Here is a 14,765-nt window from a genome sequence, read left to right as displayed (position 1 = left end):
TGCGGTGCGGCGGTGGCGGCTTGGCGGGGGTGGCGGGGGCGTCAGGCGTGCCGTGGCGACCCCGGGACGTGGGCGACGAGGTACGGGACGGCACTGCCGGGCCCGGTGACACCGGTCAAGGGCACGCATCCTCCCGGTGGGTGACGTGGGCGCAGGTGAGGCGGGCGAGCGTGTCGAAGCCGACGCCGTCGAACCCGCCGACGGTGGTGGCGAGACGGTTCCTCAGCGGTGCGGTCCAGCGCTCGGGCAGGCGGTCGGGGCGGCCGGCGAGCAGCCCGGCCAGCGAGCCGGCGGTGGCGCCGTTGGAGTCCGTGTCCCAGCCGCCCGACACGGCACGGCAGATGCTGCCGGTGAAGTCGCCGTCCGCGTGAGTGAGCGCGGCGGCCAGCAGGGCCGCGTTGGGGACGGCGTGCACCCAGTGGTAGGCGCCGTGCGCGGCGTGCAGCCGGTCCACGACGGTGTCGAAGTCGCGGTGCGCGGCGGCGGTGGCGATGCCGTGGCGCACGGCCCCGGCGAGCCGCGAGCGGGGCGGGACGACACGGAGCCCCTCGCGCAGGCACATGTGCACGTCCGCGGCCCCGCCGGCCGCGACGGCGAGTGCCGCCGCGACGAACATGGCCCCGTAGACGCCGTTCGCGGTGTGGGTGAGCACCGCGTCCCGATGGGCCGCTTCGGCCGCCGCGGCCGGGTCCCCCGGGTGGGTCCAGCCGTGCACGTCGGCGCGGATGGCGGCGCCGATCCACTCCCGGAAGGGGTTGTGCCGGGTCGCGGTGGCCGGCGGTTCCACGCCCTGCAGGAGGTTGCGGTACGCGACCCGCTCGGCGGTGAACGTACGGCCGGCGGGGAGTTCGTCCAGCCAGAGCCGGGCGACGTCGGCGGTGCCGAAGCCCTGCCCGTACCGCTGGAGGAGGAGCAGGTTCAGCAGCGGGTAGTCGAGGTCGTCGTCCTCGGGCATGCCGTCGATGTTCTCGGCGAGCGAGGTGGGGGCGGAGCGGCGGTTCCAGGGGTGCGCGGCCAGCAGCCCGGGGGGTACGCCCTTCGCGGTGAACCAGGTGGAGAGCGGCCAGTTGCCGGTCGCGCGGGCGAGTGCGCGGATGGCGTGCAGGGGGAGCTTCTCCACGGGTTTGCCGAGCAGGCAGCCGGCCGCCCGGCCGAGCCAGGCGGCATGCAGCCGCCGCTCCGGCGGGCCGCCGGGCCCGTGCCCGGGCGCTCCTCGCTTCCGTCCGTCGGTGCCGTCAGGCGCGCCCCGCTGTCGGTCGTGGGTGCCGTCAGGCGTGCCCCACCGCCGGTCGTGGGTGCCGTCAGGCGTGACTCGATCCCGGTCGCCCGTACCGGCCTGCGTGCCCCGCCGCCGGTCGTGGGTGCCGTCCCGCGGGTCCAGCCGCGGCCGGTCCTCCGGCGTACGCCCGGGCCCGGCCTGCGGCCGGTCCTCCGTCCCGTGCCCCGCCCGCCCGGGCGCGCCCCGTGGCCGGGACTCGGGCCAGTCGGGGCACGCCGCCCTGATGGCGGGCAGGCTCGTCGGCTCGCGGTCGGCGAGCGGAGCGGGAAGCGCGTCCAGTTCGTCCAGCAGCCGGATCGCCAGCGCCCGCAGCCCGGGCGGGGCGGGCCGGGGCGAGGCCCCCGAGGCCGGGGGCGCCGGGGTGCCGCCCGCCGCCCGCCAGCGGACGGCGACCGCAGAGGCGTCCCGGCCGTCCTCGGCGGCCTGGCGCAGCTCGTGGCCTACCAGGTCCTCGGGCTGGACCCAGGTGAGCCGGAGGTTCACCGGGCGTCCGCCAGTGCGGCGAACGCGGCCTCGTGCGCCCGGCGGCGCCGGGTGTCGCGGGCGAAGATCTCGTACGCGACCTCCGTGAGGGTGCGGGCCGGGGCGTGCAGGTCGAGGCGGCTGGCCTCGGCGACGGTCTTCACCCAGTCGGCGGGGATCGCTTCCTCCCCGTACAGCGCGCCCGCGAGCGCCCCGGACATCGTGGCGATCGAGTCGCAGTCCCGGCCGTAGTTCACCGAACCCAGCACGGTCCTGCGGTAGTCGCCGTCACCGATGAGCAGCATGCCCAGCGCGACGGGCAGTTCCTCGACGGAGTGCAGCCGCGAGGGGCGGCGGGCGGCCAGGGAGGGGGCGCGGTAGTCGGGCCCTACGGTGTCGAACGGTGCGACCGCCTCCCGCAGCGGACGCAGCGCGGGCTCGAAGTCGCTGTGTCGGGAGGCGACTTCGGCCACCGCCTCGATCGCCGAGCGGGTGCCGTCCTTGGCGAGCGACAGGCAGGTCCCGACGACGGACTCCGGGGTCGCCCCGGGCGCGCAGGCCGCGGCGACCGCGGCGGCGAGGACACCCGCGGCCTCACGCCCGTACGAGGACTGGTGGGCGCCCGCCACGTCCAGGGCCTCCGCGTAGGCGGCGGCCGGGTTGGCCGCGTTGACCAGGCCGACGGGGGCCATGTACATGGCCGCACCGCAGTTGACGATGTTCCCGGTACCGGCCTCGCGCGGGTCGGCATGGCCGTAGTGCAGCCGGGCCGCGAGCCACTTCTCGGCGAGGAACAGCCGCTGCAGGGGGAGGGCCTCGGCCTCCAGCTCGGGGATCCAGCGCGGCGTGGAGACCAGGTCCGGTACGAGGTGGTCGGCGACGGCGTAGGCGTCCAGGTGGTCCCGGACGGTGGCGTAGACGCGGACGAGGGCGTGCGTCATCAGGGTGTCGTCGGTGACGTGCCCGTCCCCCTTGTGGTACGGCGCGATGGGGCGGGCGGTGCGCCAGTCGTCGCCGTGCCAGGGGCCGACGACGCCCTGGACGCGGCCGCCGTGGCGCTCCACGATCTGCTCCGGTGTGTATCCCTCGACCGGTCCGCCGAGCGCGTCGCCGACCGCGGCGCCGACGAGGGAGCCGGTGATCCGGTCGTCGAGCGTGGCGACCGCGTGCGCTGAGAGTGTCATGCCGGAATTGTCCACCCGGGGCGGGTGCGGGGGAGGCAGGCGGCGTCGGGGATTCGCGGCCGGGAGAGGCGAGTTACCGGCCCGCGGACCGGCCGGGTCCGCCGCCGGTGGCGGCAGTGGCCGGGGCCGCGGGGGCCGCCGCCGCGGTGGACGGTGGGGCGGTGGACGGCGGGGCGTGCGGTGCTTCCGGGGGTGCGTCCGGTGGGCGGATGACGCGGGCCAGCCGTCCCGCGAGTTCCAGCAGGTCCGTACCGGCGAGGCGGGGCAGGGCGCAGCCGGCCAGGGTGCGGCAGGCGTCCCGCCAGGTCGCGGGAACGGCCCGCGCCCCGCCGAGGACCCCGGTCAGCGCGCCGGCGAGGGCGGGCGCGGAGTCCGCGACGCGTGACAGGCACGCGGCGGCGGGGAGGGCCCCGCCCATCCGGCCGCGCGCCGCCGTCACCAGGGCGAGGGCGACGGGCACGGTCTCGGCGGCGGCGATGCCGTAGCTGTAGACGTGGTCGACGATCTGGTGCTCCAGCAGGGGCACGAGGGAGAACGCGTCCTCCGCGTGGCGGGCGAGCGCCAGGGCGTGCCGGGCGTTTCGGCCGATCTCGGTGGCCTCGGGGAGTTCGGCCAGGGCGGCGTCGACGGCGGCGTCCACCCGAGCGCCGCCGAGTGCGGCGGCGACGGCGGCCGCCATGGCGCGGGCGCCGTGCACGCCGTCGCCGTCCTGGGTGTAGCGCGCGTCGAACTCGGCCAGCTCGGCGGCCATCCGGGGGTCGCCCGGGTGGACGACGGCGAGCACGGCGGCGCGTACGCAGGCGGCGTCGTCGAAGTAGTGCGGGTTGTCGTGGCCCGTGGCGGGCGGGCGCAGTCCGGTGGCGAGATTGCCGAGGCCCGCGCGTACGGAGATCCGGGCACGGAGGGGAGGCACGGCCGCCTCGACCTCGGGAGCCCGGGCCTCGGCCGCGGCGATCTTCGCGGCCAGGGCGTTCCAGGCGAGGTCGACGGCGCTGCGGACCCGGCGGCCGGGGTCGAGGCCGTCGAACCGCTCGGCGGCGGAGGCGAGGACCGTCTCGGCGGTGAAGGCGGCCCACTCCGCGTCGTCGGACGGGCCGAGGCGCAGCGGTTCGGGCGGCTGGTTCAGGGCGATCGGTACCGGCAGTGTGGTCGTGGCGTTCTGCTCGGCGAACGTGTCGAGCTCACGGGTGAGGCGCCGGGTCCACTCGGGCATCCGCGCGGCCCGGTGCCGCGCGGCCGGCCACCCCGCGGCGTCACCGGCGGCGAGCCCGAGCAGCAGCCCCTCGATCCGGGTGCGGTACGCGTCGTGCCCGGGGGGAGCGGCGGTCCCCGCGGCCTCGCCGGGGCGGGCTGCCGCCGGGCGCAGCCAGGACGAGTACCCCCACCCCGCGACGGGGCCGCGGCCCCCGGCCCCGGCAGCGTCGGGGGCGTCCGCCCGCCGGGCCCGTGCGGTGGCCGTGCCGTCGTCCGCCGCCGCACCGCGCGACCGGTGTTCGGGCGACTGGTGTTCGGGCGACCGGTGGTGCCTGGTCCGGTCCGCCCCGTGCTCCGGCCGCCCCACCGGGCGTGCGTGCCGCGGCTTCGGCGAGCGCTCCGGCGCGGTGGGGTTCGCGCCGGCGGGGTCGGCCGGGGGCCCGTGCGTCGTGGCGGAGCCGCCGGGCGCCGGGTGGTTCCGCGCGGTGAGGTCGGTGCTCGTGGGGTCGGCCGGGGGCCCGTGCGTCGCGGGCCCCCCGGACCCGGCGTTCGCCGGGGCGGGCCGTTCCTCCTCGTCCGGGACCGGAGCTATGGCCTGACCTGTGGCCGGATCCGGGACCGGACCTGTCGCCGGACCTGTGGCCGGACCCGGGGTCCGGGCCGCTTCCCCCGGCCCGTCGTCCGGTGTGTCCGGGGTGCCGGCCGCCAGGTCCAGGGGAGTGTCCGGGGCGTCGGGGGCGGGCTGGTCCGGAGTGGTGGAGTCGAGCGGGCGGGGGGTCATGACAGGGCCTCGGCGTCGTCGTACGGCGTGAGCAGGTCGGCGATGTCGAGGACGTGGTAGCCCCGCATGGAGGGGAGGCAGCTGCCCCGGACCGGGCCGATCGCGGCGGCCCAGTCCGGGGGGATGGCGGAGGCGCCCGACATCGCCCCGGCCAGCGCGCCCGCGACCGCCGCGGTGGTGTCGGCGTCGCGGCCCATGTTGACCGCGGTCAGCACCGAGGTGCGGAAGTCGCCCCGGGCCGCGGCGAACGCGCCGAAGGCCAGACCGACCGCCTCGGGCGCCAGGTCGGTCCACGGGTAGCCGCCGACCACGACCGCGGAGCGGACCGTCCGCTCGCGGCCGAGCGGATCCGTCCCCGCCCGTTCCGCGGCGACGACCGCCCGGCGCAGGGAGCGCGACGTCCAGGAGTCCAGGGGGACGGCGGACAGGGCAGCGCCGATCACTCCCGCCGGGCCGGCTCCCGCCATCGCCGCGGCCACCCCCGCCGCCACCGCCTGCCCGCCGTAGATGCCCTCGCCGTCGTGGCTCACGCAGCCGTCGACGGCCACCAGCCGGGCCGCCTCGCCGGGGGATCCCGCGGCGAACACCCCGAACGGCGCCGCCCGTATGGCGAGCCCGTCGCTCCAGGCGTGCCGGTGCTGCGCGGTGATGGGCGCCGCCAGCCCGCGGCGCAGGTTCTCCAGGGTGCCGCGCTCACTGAAGCCGGCACCCCGGAACGGCCCCTCGTCCAGGTCCGCGATCCAGTGGTGCCACGCCTTCTCGACGTGTGCCACGGTGAGCGCCGACCCGTGCCGGGCGAGCAGCAGTCCGGAGAAGATCGCGTACTCGGTGTCGTCCGTGCCCGCGGGGCTGTCGGTCACGAAGCCCTCGATACGGCCCCAGCGGCGGCGGATCTCGGAGGGCCGCATGTTCTCCGCCGGCGCGCCGAGGGCGTCGCCCACGGCCAGCCCCAGGAGCGCGCCGCGGGCCCGATCGCATGCAATCCAGTCCACCGCGCCACTCCTTCGCACCCCTTGGGGCCTGATCCTCGATCTGTCCCCCGCGGGACGCCGGGTGCGGGCGCGGGAAACCCCGGTTCACACGTCCGGCCCAGGTGCGAAGCCCACCGCTCTGACCAGGTAAGTAAAGCCTGCCTTGCTGGCGAGCCCCTTACATCGAGCGTACTTTCGGGAGCGGGAAAGGGGTGGGACGCGGACGCGGACCGCTCCGGAAGCGAGGGGAGAGCTGTGTCCATCATCGAGACCGAGGCGACGCTTCACGAGGCGCACCGCGACAACCACACGCACCGGGACGTCAACGGCGGCTGGCTGCGGCCCGCGGTGTTCGGCGCCATGGACGGGCTCGTGTCCAACCTCGCCCTGATGAGCGGTGTCGCGGGCGGGGCGGTGTCCCCGCAGACCATCGTGATCACGGGTCTCGCCGGACTGGCGGCGGGTGCCTTCTCGATGGCCGCCGGCGAGTACACCTCGGTCGCCTCGCAGCGCGAGCTCGTCCAGGCGGAGCTCGAGGTCGAGCGCCGCGAGCTGCGCAAGCACCCGGTCGACGAGATGGAGGAGCTCGCCGCGCTGTACGTGGCGCGCGGTGTGGAGCCCCGGCTCGCCCGCGAGGTGGCCGTGCAGCTGTCCAGGGATCCTGAGCGGGCACTGGAGATCCACGCCCGCGAGGAGCTGGGCATCGACCCGGACGACCTGCCCTCCCCGACGGTCGCCGCCGTCTCGTCCTTCGCCTCGTTCGCCCTGGGTGCGCTGCTGCCGGTCCTGCCGTACCTCCTGGGTGCCACCTCGCTGTGGCCCGCGGTGCTGCTGGCGCTGCTGGGGCTGTTCGCCTGCGGAGCGCTGGTGTCCAGGGTGACCGTGCGCGGCTGGTGGTCCAGCGGGCTCCGGCAGCTGGCCCTGGGCGGCGCCGCCGCGGCCGTGACGTACGCGATCGGCAGCCTGGTCGGGGCCGCGGTCTGACGGTCCGGTCGGGGCCGCGGTCCAACGGCCCGGTCGGGGCCGGTCCCGAGACCCCGGTGGACCGGCGTGCGGCGCCCGCACGCCACCCCCGTCGCCCTTCGGGTACGGGAGGTGCCCCCGTCGCCGTTCGGGTACGGAGGTGCCCCGCCCCCCGTAGCCCTTCGGGTACGGGAGGTACCCCCACGCCGCGCCGACGCGCAACTCCGGGTGTATCCGGTTACCAGGGCGATCCCGTGCCGGCTGGTGGGCCGGGGCACGGGGCCCACGGGGTGCCGGGCGACACTTTTCCGGGGTCGTCCAGGGCCCGGGGCCCCGCTTGGGTTCGAGGGGTCGTCGGGGCCCGGCGGAATCCCGTGCCTGGGCTTCGATGGCCGAGATCGCTCCATGCCTGGGCCTTCGGGGTCCGGGGAGGCTTGCGCCCTTCGATGCCGGAACTTCCCGGCGAACCCTTCCCGCCAAGGCGTCCCCCGTCCGCTCGCCGCCTCCGGGGGCTCCTTCCGGGGCTGTGACCTATTTCCCGCCGCCGCCCTGCTGCCCTATCGGGCCGTGAGGTGCGACACTTGTCCTTGGCCTCACATCATGGGGCGTTACTCGGCGGTTTCGAATCCTTAACCGCCGGGCATGAGCCACAAGCGCTGCGGGCAACGAAGCCTGCTCTGTATCCCGGGTCCGGGGACGCCGATCCAAGCGATCTGTCCGCACCCGCCCCCACCTGCGCCGCCATCTCGATCCCCTTGCGCGGTGTCCGCATGTTGGAATGGGTTATCCGCTTCCCGAGAACCACTCCATCATGTAACCTGCACGAAATTTCAGCGGAGGGCCAACGTCGTCCCTCGGCACCGCCATATGCCACGACGACGACGGGAGAGCCGATGCGTTCCGACGCCTGGTCGCCCATGGACGGTCGCCCCGCCCCGCAGGGGATGTACGACCCCCGTAACGAACACGACGCCTGCGGTGTCGGGTTCGTGGCCACCCTCACCGGTGTTGCCAGCCATGAGCTGGTCGAGCAGGCGCTGACCGTACTGCGCAACCTCGAGCACCGCGGTGCCACCGGCTCCGAGCCCGACTCGGGCGACGGCGCCGGCATCCTGCTCCAGGTCCCCGACGCCTTCCTGCGCGACGTCGCCGGGTTCGAGCTCCCCGAGGCCGGGTCGTACGCCGTCGGCATCGCCTTCGTCCCCCAGGGCGCCGCGGACCACGCCGTCTCGCGGATCGAGACGATCGCCGCCGAGGAGGGCCTGGAGGTCCTGGGCTGGCGCGACGTCCCCGTCGCCCCCGAGCTGCTGGGCGCCACCGCCCGCTCCACCATGCCCGTCTTCCGCCAGCTCTTCGTGAGCGGCGCAGCCCCCGGGGCCGAAGGCACCGGGGGAGGAGTGATCAGCGGCATCGCCCTCGACCGCAAGGCGTTCGTGCTGCGCAAGCGCGCCGAGCGCGAGGCGGGCGTGTACTTCCCGTCGCTGTCCGCCCGCACCATCGTCTACAAGGGCATGCTGACCACCGGCCAGCTGGAGCCCTTCTTCCCGGACCTCTCGGACCGCCGCTTCGCCACCGCCGTGGCCCTGGTCCACTCCCGGTTCTCCACCAACACCTTCCCGAGCTGGCCGCTCGCCCACCCGTACCGCTTCGTGGCGCACAACGGTGAGATCAACACCGTCAAGGGCAACCGCAACTGGATGCGGGCCCGGGAGTCGCAGCTGGTCAGCGAGCTGTTCGGGGACAGGGACCTGGAGCGGATCTTCCCGGTCTGCACCCCGGACGCCTCCGACTCCGCCTCCTTCGACGAGGTCCTGGAGCTGCTGCACCTCGGCGGCCGCTCGCTGCCCCACAGCGTGCTGATGATGGTCCCCGAGGCGTGGGAGAACCACGAGTCCATGGACCCGGCCCGGCGCGCCTTCTACCAGTACCACTCCACGATGATGGAGCCCTGGGACGGCCCGGCCTGCGTCACCTTCACCGACGGCACCCAGGTCGGCGCGGTCCTCGACCGCAACGGCCTGCGCCCCGGCCGCTACTGGGTCACCGACGACGGCCTGGTCGTCCTCTCCTCCGAGGTCGGCGTCCTGGACATCGACCCCGCCAAGGTCGTCCGCAAGGGCCGCCTCCAGCCGGGCCGGATGTTCCTCGTCGACACCGCCGAGCACCGCATCATCGAGGACGACGAGATCAAGGCCGCGCTGGCCGCCGAGCACCCCTACGAGGAGTGGCTCGACGCCGGGATCATCGAACTCGGCGACCTGCCCGAGCGCGAGCACATCGTGCACACCCACGCCTCGGTCACCCGCCGCCAGCAGACCTTCGGCTACACCGAGGAGGAACTGCGCGTCCTGCTCGCGCCGATGGCCCGCACCGGCGCCGAGCCGATCGGCTCCATGGGCACCGACTCGCCGATCGCGGCCCTCTCCGAGCGCCCGCGGCTGCTCTTCGACTACTTCACCCAGCTGTTCGCGCAGGTCACCAACCCGCCGCTGGACGCCATCCGCGAGGAACTGGTCACCTCGCTGCTCTCCTCGCTCGGCCCGCAGGGCAACCTGCTGGACCCGACCGCGGCGTCCTGCCGCTCGGTCACCCTGCCGTTCCCGGTGATCGACAACGACGAGCTGGCCAAGCTCATCCACATCAACGCCGACGGCGACATGCCCGGGATGAAGGCCGTCACGCTGTCCGGTCTCTACCGGGTCTCCGGCGGCGGCGACGCCCTCGCCGCCCGGCTGGACGAGGTCTGCGCCGAGGCCGACGCCGCCATCGAGGGCGGCGCCCGGCTGATCGTGCTCTCCGACCGGCACTCCGACGCCGAGCACGCGCCGATCCCGTCGCTGCTGCTCACCTCCGCCGTCCACCACCACCTCATCCGCACCAAGCAGCGCACCCAGGTGGGCCTGCTGGTCGAGGCCGGCGACGTCCGCGAGGTGCACCACGTCGCGCTGCTCATCGGCTACGGCGCCGCCGCGGTCAACCCGTACCTGGCGATGGAGTCCGTGGAGGACCTGCTGCGCGCCGGGACCTTCATCGAGGGCCTGGAGCCCGAGCAGGCGATCCGCAACCTGATCAAGGCCCTCGGCAAGGGCGTCCTCAAGGTCATGTCCAAGATGGGCATCTCGACCGTCGCCTCCTACCGCGGCGCCCAGGTCTTCGAGGCCGTCGGCCTCGACGACGCCTTCGTCGCCCAGTACTTCGACGGCACCGCCACCAAGATCGGCGGCGCCGGCCTGGGCGTGATCGCCGAGGAGGTCGCCGCCCGGCACGCCAAGGCGTACCCGGCCAGCGGCATCGCCCCGGCGCACCGCGCGCTGGAGATCGGCGGCGAGTACCAGTGGCGCCGCGAGGGCGAGCCGCACCTGTTCGACCCGGAGACCGTCTTCCGCCTGCAGCACGCCACGCGCACCAAGCGGTACGACATCTTCAAGAAGTACACGGACCGGGTGAACGAGCAGTCCGAGCGGCTGATGACGCTGCGCGGCCTGTTCGGCTTCAAGTCAGGCCGCCCGTCCATCCCCCTCGACGAGGTCGAGCCGGCCGCCGAGATCGTCAAGCGCTTCTCCACCGGCGCCATGTCGTACGGCTCCATCTCACAGGAGGCGCACGAGACCCTCGCCATCGCCATGAACCAGCTGGGCGGCAAGTCCAACACCGGTGAGGGCGGCGAGGACCCGGAGCGCCTGTACGACCCGGCGCGCCGCTCCAGCATCAAGCAGGTCGCCTCCGGCCGCTTCGGCGTGACCTCCGAGTACCTGGTCAACGCGGACGACATCCAGATCAAGATGGCCCAGGGCGCCAAGCCCGGCGAGGGCGGCCAGCTGCCCGGCCCCAAGGTCTACCCGTGGGTCGCCAAGACCCGGCACTCCACCCCGGGTGTCGGTCTGATCTCCCCGCCGCCGCACCACGACATCTACTCCATCGAGGACCTGGCGCAGCTGATCCACGACCTCAAGAACGCCAACCCGGCCGCCCGCATCCATGTGAAGCTGGTGTCCGAGGTCGGCGTCGGCACGGTCGCCGCGGGCGTCTCCAAGGCCCACGCGGACGTGGTCCTCATCTCCGGGCACGACGGCGGCACCGGCGCATCGCCGCTCACCTCGCTGAAGCACGCCGGCGGCCCCTGGGAGCTCGGCCTCGCCGAGACCCAGCAGACGCTGCTGCTCAACGGCCTGCGCGACCGCATCGTCGTGCAGACCGACGGCCAGCTGAAGACCGGCCGCGACGTCGTCATCGCCGCGCTGCTCGGCGCCGAGGAGTTCGGCTTCGCCACCGCCCCGCTCGTCGTCTCCGGCTGCATCATGATGCGCGTCTGCCACCTGGACACCTGCCCGGTCGGCATCGCCACGCAGAACCCGGTGCTGCGCGAGCGCTTCAACGGCAAGGCCGAGTTCGTCGTCAACTTCTTCGAGTTCATCGCCGAGGAGGTCCGCGAGATCCTCGCCGAGCTGGGCTTCCGCACCCTGGACGAGGCCGTCGGCCACGCCGAACTGCTGGACACCACGCGCGCCGTGAACCACTGGAAGGCCCAGGGACTGGACCTGGCACCGCTGTTCCACGTGCCGGAGCTGCCCGAGGGCGCCGTCCGCCACCAGCTCGTCGAGCAGGACCACGGCCTGGAGAAGGCCCTCGACAACGAGCTGATCAAGCTGTCCGCGGACGCGCTGGCCGCGGCCACCGCCGAGGACGCCCAGCCGGTCCGCGCCCAGGTCGCGATCCGCAACATCAACCGGACCGTCGGCACCATGCTCGGTCACGAGGTGACCAGGAAGTTCGGCGGGGCGGGCCTGCCCGACGACACCATCGACATCACCTTCACCGGCTCCGCCGGCCAGTCCTTCGGCGCCTTCCTGCCGCGCGGCGTCACCCTGCGCCTGGAGGGCGACGCCAACGACTACGTCGGCAAGGGCCTCTCCGGCGGCCGGATCGTCGTCCGCCCCGACCGGGGCGCCGACCACCTGGCCGAGTACTCGACCATCGCGGGCAACACCATCGCCTACGGCGCCACCGGCGGCGAGCTGTTCCTGCGCGGCCGCACCGGCGAGCGCTTCTGCGTCCGCAACTCCGGTGCGCTGGTCGTCTCCGAGGGCGTGGGCGACCACGGCTGCGAGTACATGACCGGCGGGCACGCCGTCGTCCTCGGCGAGACGGGACGCAACTTCGCGGCCGGCATGTCCGGCGGTGTCGCCTACGTCGTCGACCTCGACGAGGACAACGTCAACGCCGGCAACGCGAACGCCGTCGAGACCCTGAGCGACACCGACAAGGAGTGGCTGCACGACGTCGTGCGCCGCCACCACGAGGAGACGGGTTCCACCGTGGCCGAGAAGCTCCTCGCCGACTGGCCCGCCGCCGCGGACCGGTTCAGCAAGATCATCCCGATCACGTACAAGGCCGTGCTCGCCGCCAAGGAAGCCGCTGAGCTCGCCGGTCTCTCCGAGCGGGAGACCACCGAGAAGATGATGGAGGCGGCGACCCATGGCTGACCCCAAGGGCTTCCTGACCACCGGGCGCGAGGTCGCCGAGACCCGTCCCGTCGCCGAGCGCGTCAAGGACTGGAACGAGGTCTACGTCCCCGGCTCCCTGCTGCCGATCATCAGCAAGCAGGCCGGGCGCTGCATGGACTGCGGCATCCCGTTCTGCCACAACGGCTGCCCGCTCGGGAACCTCATCCCGGAGTGGAACGACTACGCCTACCGCGAGAACTGGCAGGCGGCGAGCGAGCGGCTGCACGCCACGAACAACTTCCCGGAGTTCACCGGACGGCTCTGCCCCGCCCCGTGCGAGGCTGCGTGCGTCCTCGGCATCAGCCAGCCCGCCGTCACCATCAAGAACGTCGAGGTCTCGATCATCGACAAGGCGTGGGACACGGGTGACGTCAAGCCGCAGCCGCCAGAGCGGCTGTCCGGCAGGACCGTCGCGGTCATCGGCTCCGGTCCGGCCGGCCTCGCCGCCGCCCAGCAACTGACCCGCGCCGGCCACACCGTGGTGGTGTACGAGCGCGCCGACCGCATCGGCGGTCTGCTGCGCTACGGCATCCCCGAGTTCAAGATGGAGAAGCGGCACGTCAACCGCCGCATCGAGCAGATGCGCGCGGAGGGCACCAAGTTCCGCACCGGCATCGAGATCGGCCGCGACCTGACGGCGACGGACCTGCGCAAGCGGTTCGACGCGGTCGTCATCGCCGCCGGTGCCACGACCGCGCGGGACCTTCCGGTGCAGGGCCGTGAACTGAACGGCATCCACCAGGCGATGGAGTACCTGCCGCTCTCCAACAAGGTCGTCGAGGGCGACTTCGTGACCCCGCCGATCACCGCCGAGGGCAAGCACGTCGTCGTCATCGGCGGCGGCGACACCGGCGCCGACTGCGTCGGTACCGCCCACCGCCAGGGCGCGGCGTCCGTCACCCAGCTGGAGATCATGCCCCGGCCGGGCGAGGAGCGCAGCTCCGGCCAGCCGTGGCCGACGTTCCCGATGCTCTACAAGGTGACGTCCGCGCACGAGGAGGGCGGCGAGCGGGTCTACTCCGTCTCCACCACCCACTTCGAGGGCGACGCGGACGGCAACGTCCAGTCCCTCCACCTCGTCGAGGTGGAGTTCGTCGACGGCAGGCCGGCCCCGAAGCCCGGCACGGAGCGGGCCATCCCGGCCCAGCTGGTCACCCTCGCCATGGGCTTCACCGGCACCGACGTGGAGAACGGCCTGGTCACCCAGTTCGGCCTGGCGCTGGACGAGCGCGGCAACATCGCCCGCGACGCGGACTTCGCCACCAACGTCGACGGCGTCTATGTCGCCGGCGACGCGGGCCGCGGCCAGTCCCTGATCGTCTGGGCCATCGCCGAGGGCCGCTCCGCGGCGCGCGGAGTGGACCGCTACCTCACAGGCGCGAGCGAACTGCCCGCCCCGATCCGCCCGACGGACCGCTCCCTGACGGTCTGATCCGGCGGTTCACCATCCGGACCGTACACTGACGGTCCCTCATAGACGTCCCGTACAAAGGCGTACGGAACAGACGCGGCGCCTGCCCCCGTCCCCGACCGGATGATGGGCGGGCGCCGCGGCATCTTCCCCGGTGACGGTACGCGCCCGTAGTCTCGCGGTGCGCGTGTCCCCTTTCCGGCGCAGTCCCACGGCACGGGTGCCGGCCCGCACAGGACCCGCGGATGCCCGGCGAACGGAGACACACCCATGGCGGCCATCAGCCTGCGCAAGATCGAGGAGACCGCGCCCGCCCTCGTCAGCCTCTACAAGTCCGCCGGGGTTTCGCTGGCCAAGCACGGGCTGAGCGACCGGCGTGCGGCGGTGTACCTGGTGGTCGACTACTCCGGCTCCATGAGGCCCTACTACCAGGACGGCAGCGTCCAGGCCCTCGCGGACCGGGTCCTCGGCCTCGCGGCCCATCTGGACGACGACGGGCGCGTCCCCGTCGTCTTCTTCTCCACGGATATCGACGCCGAGACGGACGTCGAACTCGCCGGCCACGAGGGCCGCATAGAGCGGATCGTGGCCGGGCTCGGTCACATGGGCAGGACCAACTACCACCTCGCGATGGACGCGGTCATCGACCACTACCTGGACAGCGGCGCGACCGAGCCCGCCCTCGTCGTCTTCCAGACCGACGGCGGCCCCAGCAACCGAGCCGCCGCAGAACGCTATGTGTGCAAGGCGGCGAAGCTGCCGATGTTCTGGCAGTTCATCGGCTTCGGCGACCCCGGCAGCCGGCAGTTCGACTTCCTGCGCAGACTCGACGACCTGGCGGTCCCCGCGAAGCGCCCCGTCGACAACGCGGGCTTCTTCCACGCGGGGCGGGATCCACGGCGGCTCAGCGACGAAGAACTGTACGACCACCTGGTGTCCGAGTTCCCGGAATGGCTGGCGACCGCGCGGGCATCGGGGATCGTGCGCTCCTGACGCCGGCACCCGGCCGGACCCCG

At 73.9% G+C, this 14,765-nt stretch carries 8 protein-coding genes; 4 read left to right on the top strand and 4 right to left on the bottom strand.

What is annotated here, in order from left to right; all coding sequences use genetic code 11:
- Window positions 1-115: 115 nt before the first annotated feature.
- The 4 genes from DDW44_RS03410 to DDW44_RS03395 form a co-directional block, all read right to left on the bottom strand.
- Entirely contained in the window at window positions 116-1,762 is a 1,647-nt protein-coding gene (locus DDW44_RS03410) for an ADP-ribosylglycohydrolase family protein (protein ID WP_108905485.1), read from the bottom strand.
- On the bottom strand, window positions 1,759-2,925 hold the full coding sequence (locus DDW44_RS03405; protein WP_108905484.1) for an ADP-ribosylglycohydrolase family protein: 1,167 nt from the start codon (window positions 2,923-2,925) through the stop codon (window positions 1,759-1,761). The genes DDW44_RS03410 and DDW44_RS03405 overlap by 4 nt, the downstream gene beginning before the upstream one ends.
- Window positions 2,926-2,998: 73 nt before the next feature.
- On the bottom strand, window positions 2,999-4,213 hold the full coding sequence (locus DDW44_RS03400) for an ADP-ribosylglycohydrolase family protein (RefSeq protein ID WP_244224182.1): 1,215 nt from the start codon (window positions 4,211-4,213) through the stop codon (window positions 2,999-3,001).
- Window positions 4,214-4,896: 683 nt separating this feature from the next.
- Window positions 4,897-5,892, bottom strand: coding sequence for an ADP-ribosylglycohydrolase family protein (locus DDW44_RS03395; protein ID WP_017947499.1), 996 nt, complete (start codon window positions 5,890-5,892; stop codon window positions 4,897-4,899).
- Between the two features lie 234 nt (window positions 5,893-6,126).
- On the opposite strand from DDW44_RS03395, the gene DDW44_RS03390 reads away from it, so the two are divergent.
- The 4 genes from DDW44_RS03390 to DDW44_RS03375 all read left to right on the top strand — a co-directional run bounded on the left by DDW44_RS03390 (window position 6,127) and on the right by DDW44_RS03375 (window position 14,742).
- Complete coding sequence (locus DDW44_RS03390; protein WP_017947500.1) at window positions 6,127-6,855, top strand: VIT1/CCC1 transporter family protein; 729 nt, start codon at window positions 6,127-6,129, stop codon at window positions 6,853-6,855.
- Between the two features lie 872 nt (window positions 6,856-7,727).
- Complete coding sequence (gltB, locus tag DDW44_RS03385; protein WP_108905483.1) at window positions 7,728-12,317, top strand: glutamate synthase large subunit; 4,590 nt, start codon at window positions 7,728-7,730, stop codon at window positions 12,315-12,317.
- Window positions 12,310-13,770 (top strand): glutamate synthase subunit beta, encoded by a 1,461-nt coding sequence (locus DDW44_RS03380; protein WP_017947502.1) that lies wholly within the window; start codon window positions 12,310-12,312, stop codon window positions 13,768-13,770. The genes gltB and DDW44_RS03380 overlap by 8 nt, the downstream gene beginning before the upstream one ends.
- 249 nt (window positions 13,771-14,019) lie before the next feature.
- Window positions 14,020-14,742, top strand: coding sequence for a vWA domain-containing protein (locus DDW44_RS03375; protein ID WP_018890321.1), 723 nt, complete (start codon window positions 14,020-14,022; stop codon window positions 14,740-14,742).
- Window positions 14,743-14,765 lie beyond the last annotated feature (23 nt).

Origin of the sequence: Streptomyces tirandamycinicus, assembly GCF_003097515.1 — a bacterium.
Classification (GTDB): Bacteria; Actinomycetota; Actinomycetes; order Streptomycetales; family Streptomycetaceae; genus Streptomyces; species Streptomyces tirandamycinicus.
Note: the sequence above shows the minus strand (reverse complement) of the source record. Positions and strands in the feature narration are given on the sequence as shown.